The sequence below is a fragment of the Bradyrhizobium sp. SK17 genome, assembly GCF_002831585.1.
GTDB lineage: Bacteria > Pseudomonadota > Alphaproteobacteria > Rhizobiales > Xanthobacteraceae > Bradyrhizobium.
The window spans coordinates 4,867,217-4,888,597 of sequence record NZ_CP025113.1; the positions used below are offsets into that span (position 1 = coordinate 4,867,217).

At 64.5% G+C, this 21,381-nt stretch carries 19 protein-coding genes; 6 read left to right on the forward strand and 13 right to left on the reverse strand.

The features are described from left to right. Positions 1 to 14: 14 nt before the first annotated feature. The 6 genes from rsmA to lptF form a co-directional block, all read right to left on the reverse strand. Complete coding sequence (gene rsmA, locus CWS35_RS22290; RefSeq protein WP_100953783.1) at positions 15 to 869, reverse strand: 16S rRNA (adenine(1518)-N(6)/adenine(1519)-N(6))-dimethyltransferase RsmA; 855 nt, start codon at positions 867 to 869, stop codon at positions 15 to 17. Next, a complete protein-coding gene (gene pdxA / locus CWS35_RS22295) occupies positions 870 to 1,874 on the reverse strand; it encodes a 4-hydroxythreonine-4-phosphate dehydrogenase PdxA (RefSeq protein ID WP_024581477.1) in 1,005 nt (334 codons plus the stop codon). A gap of 17 nt (positions 1,875 to 1,891) precedes the next feature. Continuing rightward, the gene (locus tag CWS35_RS22300; protein WP_371682798.1) at positions 1,892 to 2,749 is read right to left on the reverse strand and encodes a SurA N-terminal domain-containing protein; all 858 of its coding nucleotides are present in this window, start codon (positions 2,747 to 2,749) and stop codon (positions 1,892 to 1,894) included. Positions 2,750 to 2,936: 187 nt separating this feature from the next. Further along, complete coding sequence (locus CWS35_RS22305; RefSeq protein WP_100953785.1) at positions 2,937 to 5,354, reverse strand: LPS-assembly protein LptD; 2,418 nt, start codon at positions 5,352 to 5,354, stop codon at positions 2,937 to 2,939. Positions 5,355 to 5,431: 77 nt separating this feature from the next. Continuing rightward, the gene (gene lptG / locus CWS35_RS22310) at positions 5,432 to 6,529 is read right to left on the reverse strand and encodes an LPS export ABC transporter permease LptG (protein ID WP_024581480.1); all 1,098 of its coding nucleotides are present in this window, start codon (positions 6,527 to 6,529) and stop codon (positions 5,432 to 5,434) included. Then, positions 6,526 to 7,692 carry an LPS export ABC transporter permease LptF gene (gene lptF, locus CWS35_RS22315; protein ID WP_100953787.1) on the reverse strand — a complete coding sequence of 389 codons (1,167 nt, stop codon included), beginning with the start codon at positions 7,690 to 7,692 and terminating at the stop codon, positions 6,526 to 6,528. Before lptF ends, lptG begins: the two co-directional genes overlap by 4 nt. 359 nt (positions 7,693 to 8,051) lie before the next feature. Between lptF and CWS35_RS22320 the strand changes: the two genes are divergently transcribed. The 3 genes from CWS35_RS22320 to CWS35_RS22330 all read left to right on the forward strand — a co-directional run bounded on the left by CWS35_RS22320 (position 8,052) and on the right by CWS35_RS22330 (position 10,680). After that, positions 8,052 to 9,554 carry a leucyl aminopeptidase gene (locus tag CWS35_RS22320; RefSeq protein WP_100953789.1) on the forward strand — a complete coding sequence of 501 codons (1,503 nt, stop codon included), beginning with the start codon at positions 8,052 to 8,054 and terminating at the stop codon, positions 9,552 to 9,554. A 15-nt stretch (positions 9,555 to 9,569) separates the two neighbouring features. Further along, positions 9,570 to 10,022, forward strand: coding sequence for a DNA polymerase III subunit chi (locus CWS35_RS22325; protein ID WP_100953791.1), 453 nt, complete (start codon positions 9,570 to 9,572; stop codon positions 10,020 to 10,022). A 151-nt stretch (positions 10,023 to 10,173) separates the two neighbouring features. Then, on the forward strand, positions 10,174 to 10,680 hold the full coding sequence (locus tag CWS35_RS22330) for a hypothetical protein (protein WP_100953793.1): 507 nt from the start codon (positions 10,174 to 10,176) through the stop codon (positions 10,678 to 10,680). Between the two features lie 46 nt (positions 10,681 to 10,726). On the opposite strand, the gene CWS35_RS22335 is transcribed toward CWS35_RS22330, so the two are convergent. Then, the gene (locus tag CWS35_RS22335; RefSeq protein ID WP_100953795.1) at positions 10,727 to 11,632 is read right to left on the reverse strand and encodes a LysR family transcriptional regulator; all 906 of its coding nucleotides are present in this window, start codon (positions 11,630 to 11,632) and stop codon (positions 10,727 to 10,729) included. Positions 11,633 to 11,791: 159 nt separating this feature from the next. Here CWS35_RS22335 and CWS35_RS22340 point away from each other — a divergent pair, with 159 nt between their 5' ends. Then, complete coding sequence (locus CWS35_RS22340) at positions 11,792 to 12,412, forward strand: DUF1989 domain-containing protein (protein ID WP_100953798.1); 621 nt, start codon at positions 11,792 to 11,794, stop codon at positions 12,410 to 12,412. Between the two features lie 40 nt (positions 12,413 to 12,452). On the opposite strand, the gene CWS35_RS22345 is transcribed toward CWS35_RS22340, so the two are convergent. The 3 genes from CWS35_RS22345 to CWS35_RS22350 form a co-directional block, all read right to left on the reverse strand. After that, positions 12,453 to 14,315, reverse strand: coding sequence for an ABC-F family ATP-binding cassette domain-containing protein (locus CWS35_RS22345; protein ID WP_100953800.1), 1,863 nt, complete (start codon positions 14,313 to 14,315; stop codon positions 12,453 to 12,455). A 108-nt stretch (positions 14,316 to 14,423) separates the two neighbouring features. After that, complete coding sequence (locus CWS35_RS39565; protein WP_168200255.1) at positions 14,424 to 14,594, reverse strand: hypothetical protein; 171 nt, start codon at positions 14,592 to 14,594, stop codon at positions 14,424 to 14,426. A gap of 198 nt (positions 14,595 to 14,792) precedes the next feature. Beyond that, the gene (locus tag CWS35_RS22350) at positions 14,793 to 15,062 is read right to left on the reverse strand and encodes a hypothetical protein (protein ID WP_024581488.1); all 270 of its coding nucleotides are present in this window, start codon (positions 15,060 to 15,062) and stop codon (positions 14,793 to 14,795) included. 346 nt (positions 15,063 to 15,408) lie between these two features. Here CWS35_RS22350 and ndk point away from each other — a divergent pair, with 346 nt between their 5' ends. Then, complete coding sequence (ndk, locus tag CWS35_RS22355; protein ID WP_024581489.1) at positions 15,409 to 15,831, forward strand: nucleoside-diphosphate kinase; 423 nt, start codon at positions 15,409 to 15,411, stop codon at positions 15,829 to 15,831. 111 nt (positions 15,832 to 15,942) lie between these two features. Then, positions 15,943 to 16,782: a TerC family protein gene (locus CWS35_RS22360; RefSeq protein ID WP_100953802.1), complete on the forward strand. Its 840-nt coding sequence runs from the start codon at positions 15,943 to 15,945 to the stop codon at positions 16,780 to 16,782. 65 nt (positions 16,783 to 16,847) lie between these two features. On the opposite strand, the gene ppx is transcribed toward CWS35_RS22360, so the two are convergent. The 3 genes from ppx to CWS35_RS22375 all read right to left on the reverse strand — a co-directional run bounded on the left by ppx (position 16,848) and on the right by CWS35_RS22375 (position 21,376). Beyond that, positions 16,848 to 18,350, reverse strand: coding sequence for an exopolyphosphatase (ppx, locus tag CWS35_RS22365; RefSeq protein ID WP_100953804.1), 1,503 nt, complete (start codon positions 18,348 to 18,350; stop codon positions 16,848 to 16,850). A gap of 12 nt (positions 18,351 to 18,362) precedes the next feature. Continuing rightward, on the reverse strand, positions 18,363 to 20,567 hold the full coding sequence (locus tag CWS35_RS22370; protein ID WP_024581492.1) for an RNA degradosome polyphosphate kinase: 2,205 nt from the start codon (positions 20,565 to 20,567) through the stop codon (positions 18,363 to 18,365). A gap of 131 nt (positions 20,568 to 20,698) precedes the next feature. Then, complete coding sequence (locus CWS35_RS22375) at positions 20,699 to 21,376, reverse strand: DnaA/Hda family protein (protein ID WP_024581493.1); 678 nt, start codon at positions 21,374 to 21,376, stop codon at positions 20,699 to 20,701. Positions 21,377 to 21,381 lie beyond the last annotated feature (5 nt).

Consider the following 21,381-nt stretch of genomic DNA (forward strand, 5'->3'; position numbering starts at 1 on the left):
TTTCTCCTGTTGTTCTATTTTGTGGTCCGTATATCGGCCAATTCACGGGCCATGGCAACAAAGCCGGCGACCGGAATGGTTTCGGCGCGCCGCGTCGCTTCGATACCGGCTGAGGCCGCGAGCCGTGCCGGATCGACCGACAGCGATTTCAGGCTTTGGCGCAGCATCTTGCGGCGCTGGCCGAAGGCGGCGGCCGCGACCTGCTCGAGCATGCGGCGGTCGCACGGCTCGGGCGCGGCGCGCGGTATCAACCGTACCACCGACGACGTGACCTTGGGTTGCGGCACGAAGGCCGCGGGTGAAATGTCGAACAGGATCTTGGTCTCGGCGCGCCAATTGGCGAGCACCGCGAGCCGGCCATACGCCTCTTCGTCCTCATGGGCTGTGATACGCTCGGCGACCTCGCGCTGAAACATCAATACCATGGTGTCGTACCAGGGCGGCCACGGCTCGATCGACAGCCAGTCGACCAGAAGCTGGGTCGCGATGTTGTAGGGCAGGTTGGCGACGATCTTGGCCTTGCCGCCGTCAAGGAAGGGACGTGGATCGAAATGCTGCGCGTCGCCGTGCACGATCTCGATGCGCCCGGGGTAACGCTTGACGATGTAGTCGAGCGCGGCGAGCGCCCGCTCGTCGCGCTCGATGGCGATCACGCGCTTGGCGCCCATCGCAAGCAGCGCGCGCGTCAGGCCGCCGGGGCCGGGCCCGACCTCGATCACGGTGGAGTCTTCGAGCGGGCCTGCGGCGCGGGCGATCCGTGCGGTGAGATTGAGGTCGAGCAGAAAATTCTGGCCGAGCGATTTGCGCGCCGACAGGGAATGCTCGCGAATGATGTCGCGCAGCGGCGGCAGATCGTCGATCGTGCTCACCTAGCTTGAGGCCGCGGCCATGCGCGCGGCGAGCCGCAGCGCGGCGATCAGGCTCGAGGGATTGGCCTTGCCGGTGCCGGCGATATCGAACGCGGTGCCGTGATCGGGCGAAGTCCGGACGAACGGCAATCCGAGCGTGACGTTGACAGCGTCCTCGAACGCGACGGTCTTGATCGGGATCAGCGCCTGGTCGTGATACATGCAGATCGCGCAATCATAGGTCTTGCGCGCGGCTGCGTGGAACATGGTGTCGGACGGCAGCGGACCTCGGACCGCAACGCCGTCGCGGCGCAGGATGTCGACCGCCGGCGCGACGATCTCGACATCCTCCATGCCGAGCGTGCCGTCCTCCCCGGCGTGCGGATTGAGGCCGGCTATGGCAAGCCGCGGCGCCGCCAGGCCGAACCGCGCCTTCATATCGGCGACCACGATGCGCGCGGTCGAGACGATCAAGTCGGTCGACAATTGCGCCAGCGCTTCGCGGACCGAGACGTGGATGGTCACCGGGACCACGGCGAGGGCCGGCGACCACAGCATCATCACCGGCTGCGGCGCCGGGCCGCCGCGGGCGGCGGCAAGCTCGGCAAGGAATTCGGTATGGCCGGGATGGCGGAATCCGGCACGGTACAGCACATTCTTGGCGATCGGATTGGTGACGACGGCGCTGGCCTTGCCGGAGGCGACGTCGGCGACGGCCTGACGGATCGACGCCAGCGCCGCGTCAGCGCTGGTCGCGTCGGGCTGGCCCGGTCGGGCCGTTGCCAGCTTGCCGGTCGCGACCACGGGGAGGGCGTGGGCAAACGCTGCGCAGGCTTCTTCCGCGCCGACCTCGGCAAACTCGACGGCAAGCCCGAGCGCCTTTGCGCGCTCGGCCAGGGAGGCGGGGTCGCCGAGCAGATAGAACGGCGGAAGATCAAGCTCGCGGCGGCGCAGCCATGCAGCGAGCGTGATATCGGGGCCGATGCCTGCGGGCTCGCCGGATGTCAGTGCGAGAGGTTGGGCCATGCATCAACGATAGTCGATCATTTCCCGCCTGGATATTCGATCATCGCGGCTCTTCGGACTTCCTGCAGATAGGCCTTGGACTTCGCCTCGTACTTCTGCACGTACATCTTGTCCCGCATCTCACGCTTCTTCGGCGTGTCCACGGTGGTCGCCTTCCTGCCGCAGAGGACGACCATTTCGACGCCCTGCTTGGTGATCTCAGGCGGGGTGAGGTGGCCGACCGGGGTCTTGTCCAGGATATCGCGCAGCGACTGCGGCAGGTCGGCCGAGGTCTTCACCACGATTTCGCGGATCGCGGCATTGCGCATCGACTTGAAGTAGGAGTTGGCCTCCTCGCAACTGGTCACCCGCTCGCGCAGGGTGTCGGCTTCCTTGCGGCGTCCCTCGAACTCCGACTGCGGAGCACCGCGGGGCACGATCAGAACCACCGGCTGCATCCGGTATTCGAACGCTTCGGCGTCCGGAGCGTCTCCGGTCTCCTTGACCGCGGTCGCCACGTCCCTCTCGCCGACCTGCAGGCTTTCCTTGAAGCGGCCACGGACCAGGCTGGTCCAGACCATGTCGGCCCTGATGCGCTGCTTCAGCGTATCGGGTCGGATGCCCTTGCTCTCCAGCACCTTGGTGAGCTGGTCGCCCGACAGCCGCATCCGCTGCGCCATGCCGCCGAAGGACTGCTCGATGTCGTTGGCGGTGGGATCGACGCCATACTTCTTGGCTTCCTTGATCTTCAGCTTCTCATCGATCAACTCGTCGAGGACGGCTTTGCGATCGGGGGTCTTGCCGCCGGTCAGGGCGTTCAGCTTCGCGCGCTGCTCGATGTCGAAAGCGGTAATGGGTTCGCCATTGACCATCACGGCGATGCTCTGGGCGTGCAATCGCGCGCTGCCCCGAACACGAGGACAAGAGCCAGCAGGGAACCCAGTATGAGCGAACGGCGGCGGGGTGGCAGGCTAGCGGTCATTATTGTCATGTCAGCCGTTTAAACCAATTCAAGCCGGAGCCACAGGCCCGCGGGCAATTTAAGCCCCTCGCCAAGCTCTCTCGCCTGGCGCCCCTCGCTTGCTACTGCACGCCAGCCGAACTGCTGGTGGTGGAGGTTTGCGCGATCGTCCGCAGTCCAATCTGGAACATGAACGCGTGGCTGAGGACGGGCGGCTGCGAACCGGCCTGATAGGTATAGGACGTGACGTAGTTGGCGGCCAGCACGAAGCAGTCGTCCACGTAGCCCGCGCCTACCGCATACTGGTTGATCTTGTTCGCTTCAAGGTCCCAGCGCGCCGCGCCCTGGACCACCCAGTTCGCCGCCACCTTGACCGAACCGCTCGTCAGGATGCCCTCGCGGCGGGTCAGGTAGCCGAGTTCCGGCTGGGCGGCATAGTCGCCGTAGGTCACGGCGACCGACCAGCGGTCGAAATTCGCGGCCGCCGTGGCCTCGAACCGGTTGATGTTCCAGGTCGCCTCATCCATCCGGGTGCGGACGCTGAACGTATAGGTGCGGTTGGGCGAATAGGCGAGGCTCGCGACGTAATCCGAGCGCGGGTTCTGCAAGCCGGAATCGATGCCGGTGTTGGTGACGTCGGCGACCGCGAACGAGTTCAGGCCGAACATCTGGTAGGACTGCCCGAACATCGCCTTGATGCTGCCGCCACGGTCGAACTGGGTGGTGGCCTGCACGCCGACATTGGCGCGGCTGCCGCCCTCGACGCGGTCATAGCCGGAGAACTTGTCGACCGAGAACAGGTTCGAGGTGTCGAACACCAGGCTCTGCGCGTCCTCGTTGGGAAGCTTGCCGGCATTGGGCTCGTTGGGCCGGATGATGACCTGCGCGATCGGCTCGACGGTGGTGGTGCCCCACGGCTGCACATTGATGAAGGGGTAGCGGTATTCGAGGCCGACGGTCGGCATCAGGCGGACCGTCTGGGTGTCGCCGATCGGCAAGTAGCTGGAAACGCCCGGCTGGTTCGAGACATCCGCGTTGATCGCATCGGCGCGGATGCTGGCGAACGGCGTCCAGATCTGGCCGAACGGGTCGGTATAGGACTTGCGCCACTGCGCCTCGGCGGTCAGGCGGGTGTAGGTGCCGGGCATGCCGCGCAGCAGGCACTGCGACGGCGTGCGTGCCATCGGATCGGCCGACGTGGTCAGGCACAGGCTGTTGGTGTTGGCCGTCGTCGTGATCGGATCGAACACCGCGGTTTCGCGGGTCAGGTTGACGAAGTTCATCTTGTAGCTGAACTCGCCGCCCAGGATATTGCTGTTGATCACGTTGTTGTAGTCGATCACGGGCGCGACCACCGGCACTTGGCTCTGGTTGCCGGAGTAGCTGAGGTAGTAGATCGCGCGCGCGTCAAAGAAGCTGCGGTTGCCGACGCCGGTCAGATAGAGCTGCGAGATCGCCTCGGTCGGCAGCGACAGGAACGACCCGAACGGGTCCTTGTACTGGGCGAGCCGGTAGTCGGACATGAAGAAGTAGTCCGACAGCACCACGCCGTCCCAGCCCCAGACCCATTTGTCGTTCAGCGCGAACTGGCCCTTGGTGTCGACGCCCCAGCGGAAGTCGCGGTCGCCCGGCTGGCCGGTGAACTGACCTCGATCGAGCTGATCGATACCGTAGAGCCGGATCTGATAGGAGCCGTCCGCGAAGCGCTGGCGGAATTCGGTTTGCAGCAGCACGCCCTGTTTCGACGTGATGCGCGGATTGAAGGTCGCGTCCATGTCCGGCGCGATCGCCCAGTAATAGGGGATTTCGACGCCGTAACCGAACGCCGTATAGCTGGTGAAGCCCGGCATCAGGAAGCCGCTCTTGCGCTTCACGGTCGGATCGGGCGTCGAGAAATACGGCAGATAGGCCATCGGAACGCCGAAGAATTCGAGCTGGGCGTTCTCGAAATAGAGCATCTTCTCGGTCTGGTTATGGATGATGCGCGCGCCCTTGACCTGCCAGAGCGGCGGCTTCTTCGGATCATCCTTACAGGGTGCGCAGGCGGTATAAACGCCGTTGTCGAACACCGTGTAATTGCCACTCGAGCGATCGGCGCGGGTCGCCGCCATGCGGGTCTGGTCTTCGGTGTCGACGCGCAGCGAATCGACGAAACCGTCACGATAGTCGTCGCTGAGATCCATGATGTTGGCGTAGGTGATCTTGCCTTCCGCATCGGTCATGCGGATGTTGCCTTCGGCATGAAGACGCTTGGTCTTCTGGTCGTAGATGACCTTGTCGGCCTCGACGCTGGTGCCGTTGTAGAACATCTGGACGTTGCCGACCGCCGAGATGCGCGAGTTGTTGTAGTCGTAATCGACCTCGGTCGCCTGAACGAGCATCTGCCCGTCGTTCTTGGCCGGCGGACGGGGCGGCTTCGGCGGACGCGGATTGTAGGTGAATGCCTGCGCGGCAGCCGGCGTCGACGCGACGACGTCGAGTGCGCTGACCACGACGAGCGCGGCGAGGAGAGCTGAGATCGAAACGCCAAACGCGGCCATGCGGCTCCGTTGACGGCGCAGAGCACTGCGCCGCCCGCAAGCAGGCGACCTCAACTGGCGGGCGGCGACAGTAGCCACTACCCGTCCTCCTGGTACAGCAAAGCTAAGAAGCCGGTGAGGCTACCCACAACGACGGGCAACCACGCCGCAGCGATGGGATGCATCAACTCAGCCTTGCTCAAATCTTCAGTTACTTTCGAAAGCACGTAGAGCAGAAAGCCTGCGCCCACGCCACTCAAAACCATCTTCTGCACGCCGCCCATCCGGAAGAAGCGAAGGCTCACAGAAGCCGCCAACATCACCATCGCAGCCAGCAAAAACGGCTGTGCGATGAGCTTGTGATACTGCAATCGATAGCCGGCCGTCGCGAACCCTGAGCTCTCCGACGAACGGATGTAAGTCGGCAGTTGCCAAAAGGACACAGTTTCGGGGGTGGAGAAACTGTTGCGCACCTGTGCCGGGGTGAGAGTCGTGGTCAGGTAGAAGGTGTCCTGGTCCACCGGAGCCTTGTCGAGGGTGTATCGGCGTACTCCCTTGAACACCCAGCGACCGTCTTCGAGCGCCGCTTCGCGCGCTTCGATTCGTTCTTTGAACTGCAATGCCGTATCGAATCGAAACACGGTGAGGCCGGTGAGCCGGACGCCCTGCTGCTCGCTGCGCGCCGCGTTGATGATCGCCTGACCCTCGTCGTTGATCTGGTTCAACCAGAAGCCGGACGCGTCCTGGATACCGCCGCCCGGCGCCGAGCCGAACAGCTCGGCCTCCATCCGTTTCGAGAGCTCGCGCAGATTGGCCGACATCGGATTGTAGGCGGTGGTCGCGAAGATGCCGAGCACGATGGCGCTGACCAGTGCCGGCGAGATGAATTGCCAGGCCGAGACGCCGGCGGCGCGCGCCACGACGAGCTCGAGCCGCCGCGACAGCGCGAGATAGCAGGTCATCGCGCCGATCAGCACGCAGAACGGCATCAGCTTCTCGAGCAATTGCGGCACGCGGAACAGCGAGGTCTCGGCGACGGTGATGGCGGACGCATCGACCAGGCCCGATGTCTTGCGCACCATCTCGATGTAGTCGACCAGCACGAGCAGCACGAAGATGCCCGCGAACACGCCCACCGCCGCGATCACGAAGCGACCGGCGAAATAACGCCCGAGCGTGTTGGTGACCATGCTCATGCGGTTGCGGGCCTCCGGAACAGGCGCGCGATGCGCTCATTGTTTCGGTTGATGGCTTCGATCAGCGCCGCAGGCGGTTCGACGACCACCCCGCCGACGATCATCCAGATCCCGACGCCGATGCCGGCGAACAGCATCACATATTGCACCAGCGCCGCGATCGGCGTCTTCACCGCCATGACCGAGCAGGCGAAGCCGACCATGCGCAGGCCGAACACCGCGAACACCGAGCCGCCGATCGAGAAATTGCGGCTTTGCCGCGTGGTGCGCGGCGCGCCGAGGAAAGCAAAGGTGAGAGCCGCGAACGCGAACGGATAGATCGGTGCCATGAATCGATCGTGCAGCTCGGCGAAGAACTGGCCCGACAGCTGCTGATAGGTCGGATCCTTCTCGTCCGGCGACATCAGCTCCCAAAGATAGCGTTCGCGAATCCCGAGGGTGACGTCGCGGCCCTGCGAGAACTTCGACATGTCGAAAGCGTAGCGCTGAAACACCACCAGCGTCGGATCGCGCTTGCCGACCTCGAATCGCTCGAGGTTGCCGTCCTCCAGCACGAGATACGAGCCGCTCTCGTTCTTCAGCACGGTGCCGTGGTCAGCGACGATGGTCACGCGCTGCTGCGGATCGCGGCGGTCGTCGACGAAGACGCCGCCGAGCACGCCGCCGGGCAGCCGCTCGCGGATCCGAATCGTCAGATTCTGGTCGAGCTGGGCGAAGCGGCCGGGTTGCAGGATGTTGGTCAGGACGTCGGCGGTGATCTCGGCATCCCACTGCTTGATTCGGCGCATGCCGTCGGGAGCGAGATAGGCGCCGATGAAGGCGACCAGCGCCGCCACCACGCAGGTGGCGAAGAAGAACGGCCGGAACAGGCGGAACGGCGAGAACCCCGCCGCATTCATCACGATGATCTCGGAATCGGTCGCCAGCTTGTTCAGCGTGTGGGAGATCGCAATCATCAGCGCGATCGGGGCGATGATCAGCACCAGGGCCGGAATCACGAGACCGGTGATGCCGAGGAAGGTCACGATGGTCTGGCCCTGGCTCGTCATCAGGTCGATGCCGCGCAACGCCTGCGTAATCCAGATCACGCCGGTGAGGCTGACCAGCACAAGCGCAAACGACGCCAGCGTCGTTTTAAAGATGTACTTGTCGATCGACCCCATCGCTACCCGTACGACCCCCAAGACCCCTAGTACGCAGCCAAACGCACGGCTTTCGACCAATCCCGTCAACCCGGGTTCCCCAATGGTCGAGCCGCGAATGCACCTGGCTCACTCTCTCACTACCATCCCTTTGATCCGTCAACAAAATGGCCACGCCAAGGCGCGCTTAATTTATGGTTAATTATTCGCTTTTGTGACCTTCCGGCCACTGCGGTGCTTGGCAGCGGCGCAGCCGACAGGTCATAGTGTGTGACAAACCCGGTCCGGGATGTTCCGGACCGCCATCGCCATGCTCACCCCGAGTGCCGGAAGGACCGCCTCAGGTTCGGGCAACACCCTGAGTTCTGGAGGATTTTCCTATGCCCGACGCCGTCAAGGTCGGCTTTGCCCCATTCTCCGCGGCCGCTCGCGGCATTCTGGTCGTCTTCTGCGACGAGCAGTTGAAGCTGGGATCCGCGACCCGAAAGGCGCTGGGCGTCGCAGCCGAGACGATCAAGCGGGCCGCGGCGACCAACCAGTTCAAGGGCAAAAGCGGGGCAGCGCTCGACATTCTGGCGCCCGAGGGCATCAAGGCCGAGCGGCTGATCGTGATCGGCGCGGGCAAGCCGGCCGACCTCAAGGAGAAGGATTTTCTCAAGTTTGGCGGGCTGGTGGCCGGCAAGCTCAATGCCGGCAGCGCCGCGATGACCGTCATCGCCGAACTGCCGGATGCCGCGATGGCACCAGGCCAGGCGGCCGCGATCGCCACCGGTATCCGCCTGCGCGCCTACAAGTTCGATCGTTACAAGACCAGGAAGAAGGACGGCGAGGACGGCACCGTGCGGGCCGAGGTCTCGATCGCGGTCGACGATGTCGCGGCGGCGAGGAAGGCGTTCGCGCCTGAATCTTCCATCGTCGACGGCGTCAACCTTGCCCGCGAGCTCGTCAACGAGCCGCCGAACGTGCTGTATCCCGAAGAGTTCGCGCGCCGCGCCAGCCAGCTGCGCAAGCTCGGCGTCACCGTCGAGGTGCTCGACGTCAAGGCGATGACGAAGCTCGGCATGGGCGCACTGCTCGGCGTCGGCCAGGGATCGGCGCGGCCGAGCCGTACCGTGATCATGCGCTGGAACGGCGGCAAGAAGAGCGAGACACCGGTCGCCTTCGTCGGCAAGGGCGTCTGCTTCGACACCGGCGGTATCTCGATCAAGTCCGCCGGCGGCATGGAGGATATGAAGGGTGACATGGGCGGCGCGGCCTGCGTGGTCGGGCTGATGCACGCGCTGGCGGCGCGCAAGGCGCGCGTCAACGCGGTCGGCGCCATCGGGCTCGTCGAGAACATGCCCGACGGCAATGCCCAGCGTCCCGGCGACATCGTCACCTCGATGTCCGGTCAGACCATCGAGATTATCAACACCGATGCCGAGGGCCGCCTCGTGCTCGCCGACGTGCTCTGGTACGTCGCCAAGAAGTTCAAGCCGAAATTCATGGTCGATCTGGCGACGCTGACCGGCGCGATCATGGTCGCGCTCGGCACCGATCACGCCGGCCTGTTCTCCAACAATGACGAACTCGCCGAGCGCCTGGCCAAGGTCGGCCTCGAGACCGGAGAGAAAGTGTGGCGCATGCCGCTCGGGCCGGAATACGACAAGCAGATCGATTCGCAGTTCGCCGACATGAAGAACACCGGCGGGCGCAACGGCGGCTCGATCACGGCGGCGCAATTCCTGCAGCGCTTCGTCGACGGTACGCCATGGGCCCATCTCGACATCGCCGGCACCGCGATGGGCGCGCCGAAGACCGAGATCAATCAGAGCTGGGGGTCGGGTTACGGCGTGCGGCTGCTGGAGCGGTTGGTCTCCGACTATTATGAAGCCAAGAAGTAGGATGCTCGCCGGCGCATGACCGAAGTGCTGTTCTACCATCTCCAGAACATGACGCTGGAGAGCGTGCTGCCGCCGCTGCTCGAGAAGTCGCTCGAGCGCGGCTGGCGCGTGGTCGTGCAATCGACGTCGCAGGAGCGCGCCGAGACGCTCGACGCGCATCTGTGGACCTACAGCGACGATTCGTTCCTGCCGCACGCGTCGTCGCGCGTTGCCGATGCGCAGGACCAGCCGATCATCCTGTCGATCGAGGAGGGCAATCCGAACCGGGCCAATGTCCGGTTTCTGGTCGACAACGCCGCGCTCCCGGCCGACTGCGACAGCTACGAACGGGTGGTCCTCGTGTTCAACGGCGACGACCCCGACGCGGTGGCCGCGGCGAGGGAGAGCTGGACCACTTGCAAGGCGCGCGGCTTCGAGGTGACCTATTGGCAGACCGACGAGCGGGGTCGCTGGCAGCGGCGCCAATAGCGATATCTACTAATTAATGATAATCCGAGGTTTCTCGGGGTGGGTCACGGTCATGCCGCAAAGTGATGTTCGGACAACCTCTTAGGTAAAGGGGTTAGGAGCCTGGTCGATCGTGCGTGATGGAACATTCAGTCGGAAGTCACTGCTGGCGTTGCTGGTGCTTGCACCCGGTCTTGCTGGCTGCTCGGGCGCGGCATCCGACATATTCTCGCGCGACGCCGACTGGTTCTCGCGCCCCGGGCGGGTGTTCATCCGCAACATCTCGATCGAATCGCCGCCGCTGACGCCCGATAAGCCGGTGACCAACGACGATCTGGTCAGCGCCGACGGCGGCTGTCCGGGCATGGCGCCGCCGGCCGCTGCCGCCGATGCCAACGCCCAGGCTCCGGGTGGAGCACTGCCGCAGCCGACCGGCGGCAGCGTCGCGCTCGGTCACACCGAATGCGATGTCGTGCGCGGCATCGGTGCCCCTGACAGTGTGAACCTGTCGAACGGCCCCGGCGGCGAGCGCGTCGCGGTCGTCACCTGGTCGCGCGGCCCGCGTGCCGGTATCTACACGTTCTCCGGCGGGCGCCTGACGTCCGTCGAGCGTGGCCCAGACGCTGCGCCGGAGCCGAAACCGGCGAAGCCGAAGAAGAAAAAGGCCGCGCACGGCTAAGGCATGATTCGGAGACCAGCGACGCTGTTCTCCGAAAAATGCACGTTCATCTGCCTGACGATCGCAAGGCGGTTTCGAACTCCCTGATGGCAAGCTGAAGCAATGGAGGCACTCGCTTCTCCATTCGCGTCGCCATGAAGAAATTCGAATACACGCGGGGAATGCTTGGCGACAACGACCTCATCTCGCCGCGCAACACCCAGGCCTTTGCATAGTGTTCGGGAAGGTAGCTCAGATAGAGCCCGCTCAGAACCAGAATGGCCTGCGCCTCCATGCTTGAAACGCTGACGCGCGCGATCGCTTTCGGCACATGCTCCAGTTCGAGCATCCTCGCGTAGGGACGAACCACAAAGGCGTGACGTTCGACCGTTTCGCGCACGATCTCGGTCCTCCTGCGGCCGAACAGCGGGTGGGCCGACCCGCAATAGAGCGAATGAACCTCTTGCCTGAGGGCAATGCACCGGATGCCCGGATAGCGACCGGGCTCGGGCAGGATGGCGAGATCGAGTCCGCCGTTTCCAAGCTCCGAGATCAGGGATTCCGGCGATCGGACTTCGATGCGGACGATGACATCAGGCGCCTTTCGATTGAGCGCGGCGATGACCCGATGAACCGGCATCTGCGGGTCGGTGATGGTGTTGTCGACCAGTCCCAGACGGATCGTCCCGGAGAGTCGCTTTTTCAGTGCACCGACGACGTTCTCAAACGACGTGAGCTCCTCGAAGATCTTCTTCGATTGCTCGAAGACGACCGACCCGCGATCGGTCAACCCAAATCCGCGCCGTCCCCGTTGGCACAGTGTGAAGCCGAAGCGCTCCTCAAGCGCCTTGATATGGAAGCTCACGGCGGATTGGCTGAGACCGAGCGCAACCTGCGCGCCCACAAACGACCGATGCTTGACGACGGCATGAAACACGACAAGGGAAGCCAGGTCCGAGCTGGATGTCTTCATCGATACACCAATAATCCTGATGTGAAGATCACCATATCACTATTTTCCGGAGGTTGAATCGACGATCTGCTCACGGGTGGGCGATGTGCTGTTCGCGCATGCGGCCATCGCTCGCATGACGATGTCATTCACGCGGGTTCGTTTCCGGGAGAAAGCGCAATGGGCAAGTTCGAATTGAAGGGCAAGACGATCGTCCGTCTGGAGACGGTCGAGGCGAAGGGCAGGTGGTCAGCCCGGCTCGATCGCGGGCAGAAGCTGACCCTGGTCGATTTGAAGGGGCACCAGGCGATCGATTTTCTCTGCTTCAGCGCGACGATGCCGCTCGACAGGATCAACCTCCCCAACACCGTCAAGCTCAACAAGTCGCTCTACATCACCAAAGGATCAAAGATTTATTCCGACCACGCACAGGTCATGATGTCGGTCGTTGAGGACACCTGCGGGTTTCACGATACGCTGGCGGGATGCTGTAGCTGCGAGATCGACAGGGTCAGGTACGGCGTCGAGAAGCACGAAAGCTGTAGGACGAATTTCATCGCCGAGCTCGCCGGATGGGCGCTCGGTCCGTCCGAGATCGTCTCGAACATCAACTTCTTCATGCGGGTGCCGTTTGACGACAGCGGCAAGATCGAGATTGCCGACAGCGTGTCGAAGCCTGGCGACTATGTGACACTGGTGGCGGAAATGCCCGTCATCGTCGTCATCTCCAACTGCCCGCAGACGGACAATCCCGCGGCTGGGTTTGCGCCGACGCCCGTCGAGGTGAGCATATGGGAATGATGCGGAGTTGGATATCCCGTGTCGTTGGGAAGCGCGCGATCTAGTTCGCCGCCTCGTCGAGCTCGGCGCTGGCCTCCAGCCACTCTTCCTCGGCGCGTTGCAATGCGCTTTCGGCGCCGGCGCGCGCCTTGGTGAGCTGCGCGGCCTGCTTGGGGTCGCGCGTGAAGATATCGGGCAGCGCGAGCGCGGCGTCGATCTTGGCGATGATGCCGTTGATGCGCTCGATCTCGGCCTCGGCCTGCGCGATCCGCTGCCGCGGCGAGACGCGCTTCTCGTTACGGATGCGCTCGGGCTTCGCGGGTTCCTTGAGGCGCTCACGCGATGCCGGGCGGCCGTCATTGGCCGACAGGACCATGCGTCGATATTCGTCGAGATCGCCGTCATAGGAGGTCACGGTCTGGTTGGCCACGACCCACAACCGATCGGCGCAGGCCTCGATCAGATAGCGATCGTGCGAGACCATCATGACGGCGCCGGGGAATTCGTTGATCGCCTCCGCCAGCGCGGCCCGGCTGTCGATATCGAGATGGTTGGTCGGCTCGTCCAGGATGATCATGTTCGGGCCGTAGAACGTCGCGAGCCCCAGCAGCAGCCGTGCCTTCTCGCCGCCCGACAGGCTCTTCACCAGCGTGTCGCCGGCCTTGCCGGAGAAGCCGATCGCGCCGACGCGGCCGCGCACCTTGCTCTCGGGCGCATCGGGCATCAGCTTGCGGATGTGGTCATAGGGCGAGCCGTCGAGGTTGAGCTCGTCGACCTGGTGCTGGGCGAAATAGCCGACCGACAGCTTGTCGGCCTTCGTGATCTTGCCCGCGAACGGCGTGAGCTTGCCTGCCAGGAGCTTGACCAGCGTCGACTTGCCGTTGCCGTTGGAGCCGAGCAGCGCGATGCGGTCGTCTGGATCGACGCGCAATGTCACGCGATTGAGCACCGGCTTGCCGGGCTCGTAGCCGACCGAGACGTCGTCGACGGCGATGATTGGCGGCGACAGCAGTTTCTCGGGCGCCGGAAACGAGATCTCGCGGACGTCCTGCGTGACCAATGCGGTGATCGGCTTCATCCGCTCCAGCATCTTGACGCGCGACTGTGCCTGCCGCGCCTTGGAGGCCTTGGCCTTGAAACGGTCGACGAAGTCCTGCAAGCGCTTGCGCTCATCGGCCTGGCGCTTGGCATGCTTGGCGTCGAGCAGTTCGCGCGCTGCGCGCTGTTCCTCGAACGAGGAATAGGTGCCCTTGTAGAGCGTCAGTCTGCCGCGATCGAGGTGCAGGATCTGGTCGACCGAAGTGTCGAGCAGATCGCGGTCGTGGCTGATCACGATCACCGTGCGCGGGTAGTTGGCGAGATGGTTCTCCAGCCACAAGGTGCCTTCGAGATCGAGATAGTTGGTCGGTTCGTCCAGCAGCAGCAGATCGGGCGCGGAGAACAGCGTTGCCGCCAGCGCCACGCGCATGCGCCAGCCGCCGGAGAATTCCGCGCATGGTCGCGCCTGGTCTGATGTCGAGAAGCCGAGGCCCGAAAGGATCGCAGCCGCCCGGGCGGGAGCGGAGTGGGCGTCGATGTCGACCAGCCGGGTCTGGATCTCGGCGATCCGGTGCGGATCGTGCGCGGTCTCGGCCTCGTGCAGCAGCGCGTCGCGCTCCAGATCGGCCTTCAGGACCACGTTGATCAGGCTCTCGGGGCCGTCGGGCGCTTCCTGCGCCAGGCTGCCGATGCGCCAGCGCGGCGGCAGCGCGATGCTGCCGCTCTCGGTCGGAAGATCGCCCCGGATGGCATGAAACAGCGTCGACTTGCCGACGCCGTTACGGCCGACAAATCCGACGCGCGCGCCGGGCACGATTTGCACAGAACTGTGATCGATCAACAGCCGTCCGGCGATCCGGACGGAGATGTCAGTGATGGAAAGCATGCAGCGTTGTCACCGGACCCGCTGCCAAACGCAACCCGTCTGCTTGTAAAATCTCTCCGGGTCGCGGTCTCGAAAGCACGTTTGGGCTGCTCGGCAGCCCAATAACACCTAATGGCGATCGTTTTCCCGTCGGCGCATCTCGTCGAGCAATTGCTGCAAGCGGGACGAAAGTGCGGGCTCAGGCCGCATGTTTTGCTGAAGCCGTTCACCCACGGCATCGCAGATGTAACGGCATGTCTTGTGATCAATCTGATCGGGATCGGTATCGATCTGGGTCATTGTCATGGCGCGTCTTTCGGCGAGTTCCACCTCGCGTGTTCGAGTCAACTCTCGCCATGACAAGTCGCGACCCCCGAATTTGGTTTCCGGTCCGCCTTGGTTTCGCCTTCGAGCCGTGCGCGGCAGTTCCCGAATGGCTTGAAAAAAGCCCCGGCGCGGGCGCCGGGGCTGAGCAAGTCAGGGGAGGTCGTGGGCAGATCAGTAGCAGCGGTTGACCAGGCGCCAGCGGGGGCCCCATGGGGTCGGCACGACGCGCCGCACGTAGCAGCCGCCGCCGTAGCCATACCCGTAACCGCCATAGTAGGCGGGACCGCCGACCACGATGCGCGGGCCGCCCCACCAACCGTGGTGCCACCCACCGTGCCAGCCGCCATGCCAACCACCCCAGGCGGAAGCGGAGGTCGGGGCGAGCGCGGCCGCACCGAGCGAAATTGCAGCAACTGCGGCAAGCGAGATCTTGCGTAACATGATCGTCTCCTCGAACTGTGGGCGCGCGTGGCGCGCCGCGGTGACATCGTTTCCCGAGACGTCCTGTGAAGCTTGCGGATGGGTCAGCAAGGCGTCCGATCGATGCAGAGCCTAGGCGGCTAGAACTGAACGGCAGCGGCACGGCGCTGACAGAATGGGTTCACCTAGGTGAAATCGCGGTAAGTCGGCCGGGCCGGCGTCCGTCCGAACGCCTCCCAAACCGCGGGTTTCGTCGCGAAAATCCATCAAAACTAAAGGCTAACGCGTCACAGGGTCGCTTGCCGTTGCGCCATCGCGCCGATATAAGCCCCCGCAACTCCCAGCCACCGTTTACAAGGACGAAATCATGGCGATTGAACGCACCTTTTCGATCATCAAGCCCGATGCCACCGAGCGCAACCTGACCGGCGCGGTGAACGCCGTGATCGAGAAGGCGGGCTTGCGGGTCGTGGCGCAGAAGCGCATCCAGATGACCCGCGGCCAGGCCGAGACCTTCTACGCCGTCCACAAGGCTCGCCCGTTCTTCGGCGAATTGGTCGACTTCATGACCTCGGGCCCGGTGGTGGTGCAGGTGCTGGAAGGCGAGGGTGCCATCCTGAAGTATCGCGACGTGATGGGCGCGACCGATCCGTCGAAGGCGGCCGAGGGCACCATCCGCAAGCTCTATGCGAAGTCGATCGGCGAGAACTCGGTGCACGGCTCGGATGCGCCGGAGACCGCGGCGATCGAGATCGCGCAGTTCTTCGCCGGCAACGAGATCGTCGGCTAACGCCGAATTGTCGACAATGGCATGGTCTCCGATGGAGACCGTGCCGAAAGAAACTGGGGAGCGGCGGACGACCGCCGCCAGGGGCGGCCGCAAGGCCGAATAGGACTCGCTGTGGACTGGCTGTGGCAGATCTTTGATCCGGCGTACATCGGCGCGTTCTTCACCGAGTTCAAGAACGAGATGGCGACGCCGACCTTCTGGGTCGCCGTCGGCAAGATCATCTGGATCAACGTCCTGCTGTCGGGCGACAACGCGCTGGTGATCGCGCTCGCTTGCCGCGGGCTAGCGCCGCGCCAGCGCCTGTGGGGCATGATTCTCGGCGCCGCCGCGGCGGTGCTGCTGCGCGTCATCTTCACCGGCATCGTCGCCAGCCTGATGGAGCTTCCCTACCTGAAGCTGGTCGGGGGACTGGCGCTGATCGTGATCGCCGCCAAGCTCCTGGTGCCGGAGCAGGACGACGAGGACGGCGTGCAGGCGGCCTCGCATCTGTGGGCCGCGGTCCAGATCGTCGTGGTCGCCGACATCGTGATGAGCCTCGACAACGTGATCGCGGTCGCCGCCGCCGCCAATGGCAGCGTGCCGCTGCTGGTGCTCGGGCTTGCGATCAGCGTGCCCTTGATCGTGGCCGGCGCGGCGCTGATCATGGCGCTGCTCACCAAGCTGCCGATCCTGGTCTGGGCCGGTGCCGCATTGCTCGGCTGGATCGCGGGCGATGTCATCGCGACTGATCCGGCTGTGCACCCGAAGCTCGATGCGCTGTTTGCCGGGCCACTCGGCGCCAAGCTCGATTCCTGGCTGACGTCGATCGGGATGTCGCCGCAATTCGCTCATGGCGGCAGCGGCGGCGAGATTTCGCTCGCCGTGCTCGGGATCGTCGTGGTGCTGGCCGTGGGATCGATCTGGCGCCGTCACGCGCTCCGCAAGGCCAAGCACGCCGCCAAGGCGGCGTGAGCGAGAAGCGTTTTCGAGCCAAGTGGACGCCGGTTCGCGTCAAGAAAGCGCGCTGAAAAAGAGCCTCAGCGCCGCACGATCGAGCCGACGCGTCCGACCAGCCGCGCCAATTGCCTGAAGCGGCTGCCGACCCGGTCGGCGACCAGATCCACCATCCGATGCTCGAACACCAGCATCAGCTTGCGGCCCTGGGTGCGGAAATGGGTCAACGGCAGCACGCCGGTGCGCGCCGCCGTGATCAGGTGCGCGACGCGGAACGCGGCGCCCAGCACACGTGCGCGCTCGTCCATTGCCGGCGTCACCAGCGCGCGGATTTGCGGCGGCGGTTCGTTCTCCTCGCTGAGGCCGGCGTAGCGATAAAACACCGACAGCGCGACGAAGGCGCGGCCCTGATGCGTGATCGAGCCGAAATTGCCGTTCATGATCAGGCTGAGGGTTTCCTCGCCGCGATGATCGGGATGCACCCGCCAGCCGATATCGGAGAGCAGGCAGGCGACGTGCCGCAGCCTGCGGTCTTCCTCGGTCTCCCGCAGCCTGACGACGCGCACCAGCCGGTCGGTCCAGGAGGTCAGCTCCTGGGCGTGGCGGGCCGAGCGTGACAGCAATTCGTTGAGGTTCTGCGCGGCGCAGAGCAGGCCATCCTTGGCGCGCTCGGCCGGCGGCAGCATCTCGTAGAGCAGGCCTTCGCGCACGCCGAAAGTCGAGAACACGATGGTCTTCGGCTGCGCCACGCGGATGATGTATTCGAGCACGAGCGCGGCGTAGGCCAACAGCGGCCGCCGCGCGTCGGCGATCGATTCGATGTTGGCGAGCATGTTGGTGGCCGCCAGCCGTCGCAGCCGCTGCGCAAAGTCGAGCGCGTCGACGGCCGGGATGGAATAGCCGTGCATGACCTTGAGCGGGTAGCCGCTCTGGATGATGTGGATCCGTGCCAGCGCGCGCCAGGTTCCGCCGACCGCGTAGAAGGTGCGGCCGCGGCCGGTCTTGAGCTGAGCGACGCCGAGCAGCTCGTTCTTGACGATGCGTTCGGCGCGCTTGAGCGACTTGTTCGAGAGGTCTTGCAGCGCGAGGCTGCCGAGCGGCAGCGTGACGCCGCTGCGCACGCGGTTGCCCTTGACGTCGATCAGTTCGAGCGAGCCGCCGCCGAGATCGCCGACGATGCCGTTCGGATTATGTATGCCCGAGACGACGCCGAGCGCGGACAGCTTCGCTTCACGCGGTCCGGTGAGAATCTCGATCTTGGCGCCGCAGATGCGCTCGGCCTGGGCGATGAAGTCCGGACCGTTCTTGGCATCGCGGCAGGCCGCGGTCGCGATCGCGTACACGCGGCCGACCTGTTGGATCTTGCACAGTGCGCGGAAACGCCGAAGCGCGGTGAGCGCCTTGTTCACCGCATCGGTCGCGAGCAGGCCGGTGCTCTGCACCTCGCGCCCGAGGCCGCACAGCGCCTTCTCGTTGAAGATGGTGATGAGGCTGCGCGCCATCGTCTCGTAGACCACGAGACGAACCGAGTTCGAGCCGATATCGATCACAGCGACGCTGGAAGCGCGCTTCCGCGGCCGCTTCACCGGTAGGCCCCCTTAAGACGATGGCTGCTGACGCTCGTTGCGACGCGTGAGACGGCGCGGTGAAGATTCCTTGAGAGACTTACCACGGCCGGACAGACTCGGATTTGTCATAAAATAGTCATGCAGATTGAAGGGCTCTTCGCCTTTCGCGGCCTTCATACGCGTTGACGATCCATCCGGCAACAATTGCCAGCTCTGCTCATTGTCCTTCAGGTTCGCGACCATGATCTGTTCGAGAACCTGCTGATGCACCGTGGGATTTTGCAGCGGACAGAGCACCTCGACGCGGCGGTCGAGGTTGCGCGGCATCATATCGGCGGACGAGATATACACAGCAGCTTTTGTGCTCGGCAGGCCCTGGCCCATGCCGAAGCAATAGATTCGGCCATGTTCCAGGAACCGGCCGATCACCGATTTGACGCGGATGTTCTCCGACAATCCCGGAAGCCCGGGCCGCAGGCAGCAGATGCCACGCACCACGAGCTCGACCGAGACGCCTGCCTGCGATGCCTCATACAGCGCGTCGATGATATCGGGGTCGACCAGCGCATTCATCTTCATCCACACCGCGCCCGGCCGGCCGTGCTTGGCGTGGGCGATCTCGCCGTGGATGTGCTCGATGATCCGCTTGCGCAGCGTCAGCGGCGATACCGCCATCTTCTCGATGTCGCTCGGCTCGGCATAGCCGGTGATGTAGTTGAAGACACGCGCGACATCGCGGCCGATGATCTGATCCGAGGTGAAGTAGGAGAGGTCGGTGTAGATGCGCGCGGTCACCGGATGGTAGTTGCCGGTGCCGGTGTGGATGTAGGTCGTGAGATTGCCGCCCTCGCGGCGCACCACCATCGACAGCTTGGCGTGCGTCTTGAGCTCGATGAAGCCGTAGACCACCTGCACGCCGGCGCGCTCGAGGTCGCGGGCCCAGCGGATATTGGCTTCCTCGTCGAAGCGCGCCTTCAGTTCGATCAGCGCGGTGACCGACTTGCCGGCTTCGGCGGCTTCGGCCAGCGCGCGCACGATCGGCGAGTTGTTCGAGGTGCGATAGAGCGTCTGCTTGATCGCGACCACGTCGGGATCGCGCGCCGCCTGTTGCAGGAACTGGACCACGACGTCGAAGGATTCGTAAGGGTGATGGACCACGAGGTCCTTCTGCCTGATCGCAGCGAAGATATCGCCGCCGTGGTCGCGTACGCGCTCGGGGTGGCGCGGCACATAGGGCGGGAATTCGAGGTCGGGGCGATTGAGGCGGGTGAGCTGTGACAGCTCGTTCATTGCCAGCACGCCGTCGACCAGGATCACTTCATCGTCCGCTGCCGACAATGCGTGTTGCACGAAGACGCGCAGCTCTTCGGGCATCGTGGCCTCGATCTCGAGCCGGATCACCGAGCCACGTCGGCGGCGCTTCAGCGCGGTCTCGAACAGGCGAACGAGGTCTTCCGCCTCTTCCTCGATTTCGAGTTCGGAGTCCCTGATGATGCGGAACGCGCCCTGGCCTTTGACCGTATAGCCGGGGAACAGGCGGCCGATGAACAGGCCGGTGGCCTGCTCGAGCGTGATCAGCCGGGCCGGTGCGCCTTCCTTGGTGGAGGGGATCCGGATGAAGCGGTCGATCTTGCCGGGCATGCGGATCAGCGCGTTCATCGCCTTGCCGTCGGAGATCCGCGACAATTGCAGCGCCACCGTGAAGCCGAGGTTCGGGATGAACGGGAACGGATGCGCGGGGTCGATCGCCAGCGGCGTCAGCAGCGGGAAGATGTTGTGGAGGAAGTGATCCTCAATCCAGGTGCGCTCGGACTTGGTGACGTCGCGTCCGTCGACCAGCTGGATGCCGACCTTGGAGAGGATATCCCGCAGGTCGCTCCAGATCGCCTGCTGGTCGGAGGCGAGCTGCGACACGGTCTTGTTGATCATCACGAGCTGCTCGGCCGGCAGCAGGCCATCCGGGCTGCGCTCGGCGATGCCCTCGCGGACCTGCGCCTTGATGCCGGCGACACGGACCATGAAGAATTCGTCGAGGTTGTTGGCCGAAATCGACAGGAAGCGGACCCGCTCCAGCACCGGATGGCCGGTGTTGACCGATTCCTCGAGCACCCGGCGATTGAAATGCAGCCAGGAAAGCTCCCGGTTGATGAAGCGCTCCGGGCTGGTCGCGATCGCGGGGACGGGCGGGAGCTCCGCCTCTTTCTCTTTGATTTCAGGTGCTTGTGCCGAGTCCATCAAGTGCTGGTCCAATTCGGGGCAGGGGCCGGAGCGGTCTAGCCGAAGGCCGCGCCGACCATGTGATATTGCAATGACGTTTCGATGACATTGATGTTCCGCCAGCCTGCGCCGTCAAGCCGCGGCACGGCTCAGGCATCGCGCAATAGTTCGGCCGCCAACGCCCGTGTGACCGGCCGGCCGAGCCGCAGAGCCTCGGTATCGAGCAGCTCGACCGCCTTGCGGACAGCGGTATAGGACCGCTCGATCCGGTTGCAGAGGTAGCTGACCAGCGGTTCGTCCACGCTCATCTGGCGGTCGGCGCAGAATTTGACGATCAGGCCGCGGAACAGCTGGTCGTCGGGCGGCAGCAAGGTCACCGTCGGCACCGCGCGCAGCCGCGACCGCAAGTCGCGCAATTCGACTTCGAACGCCGAGGGCGGTACGCGCGCCGTGATCAGCACGAAGGCGTCGTCCTGACGCGCGAGATTCATCAAATGAAACATTGCGCGTTCGTCGAAATCGCCCGGCCTCAAATCCTCGACCACCAGCGCCCCGGTCGCCAGCGCCGTCGGCACCGCATCGGCGGTCAGGGCGTGCGCAGCGGTCGCGCGCGCACCCGCGCTGTCTGCCCAGATCGCGGCGAGGTGGCTTTTGCCGGCGCCGTCCGGCCCCACCAGCAGCATGATTCGGTTCGGCCAGTCGGGCCAGCGATCGATCAGCGCCAATGCGGCTTCATTGGCGGGCCCCTCGAGGAAATCGTCGCGGGTCAGCTTCTCCTCGTGCGGCAGTGCCAAGGCCAATTGACGAGGTTGAACGCTACCGGCCACGCAGA

What these genes read in the sequence shown, in the direction of transcription:
- pdxA (WP_024581477.1), bottom strand. Translation starts at nt 1,874, where the DNA reads ATGGCCCAACCTCTCGCACTGACATCCGGCGAGCCCGCAGGCATCGGC.
- CWS35_RS22305 (WP_100953785.1), bottom strand. Translation starts at nt 5,354, where the DNA reads ATGGCCGCGTTTGGCGTTTCGATCTCAGCTCTCCTCGCCGCGCTCGTC.
- lptG (WP_024581480.1), bottom strand. Translation starts at nt 6,529, where the DNA reads ATGAGCATGGTCACCAACACGCTCGGGCGTTATTTCGCCGGTCGCTTC.
- lptF (WP_100953787.1), bottom strand. Translation starts at nt 7,692, where the DNA reads ATGGGGTCGATCGACAAGTACATCTTTAAAACGACGCTGGCGTCGTTT.
- CWS35_RS22320 (WP_100953789.1), top strand. Translation starts at nt 8,052, where the DNA reads ATGCCCGACGCCGTCAAGGTCGGCTTTGCCCCATTCTCCGCGGCCGCT.
- CWS35_RS22325 (WP_100953791.1), top strand. Translation starts at nt 9,570, where the DNA reads ATGACCGAAGTGCTGTTCTACCATCTCCAGAACATGACGCTGGAGAGC.
- CWS35_RS22335 (WP_100953795.1), bottom strand. Translation starts at nt 11,632, where the DNA reads ATGAAGACATCCAGCTCGGACCTGGCTTCCCTTGTCGTGTTTCATGCC.
- CWS35_RS22340 (WP_100953798.1), top strand. Translation starts at nt 11,792, where the DNA reads ATGGGCAAGTTCGAATTGAAGGGCAAGACGATCGTCCGTCTGGAGACG.
- CWS35_RS22345 (WP_100953800.1), bottom strand. Translation starts at nt 14,315, where the DNA reads ATGCTTTCCATCACTGACATCTCCGTCCGGATCGCCGGACGGCTGTTG.
- CWS35_RS39565 (WP_168200255.1), bottom strand. Translation starts at nt 14,594, where the DNA reads ATGACCCAGATCGATACCGATCCCGATCAGATTGATCACAAGACATGC.
- CWS35_RS22350 (WP_024581488.1), bottom strand. Translation starts at nt 15,062, where the DNA reads ATGTTACGCAAGATCTCGCTTGCCGCAGTTGCTGCAATTTCGCTCGGT.
- ndk (WP_024581489.1), top strand. Translation starts at nt 15,409, where the DNA reads ATGGCGATTGAACGCACCTTTTCGATCATCAAGCCCGATGCCACCGAG.
- CWS35_RS22370 (WP_024581492.1), bottom strand. Translation starts at nt 20,567, where the DNA reads ATGGACTCGGCACAAGCACCTGAAATCAAAGAGAAAGAGGCGGAGCTC.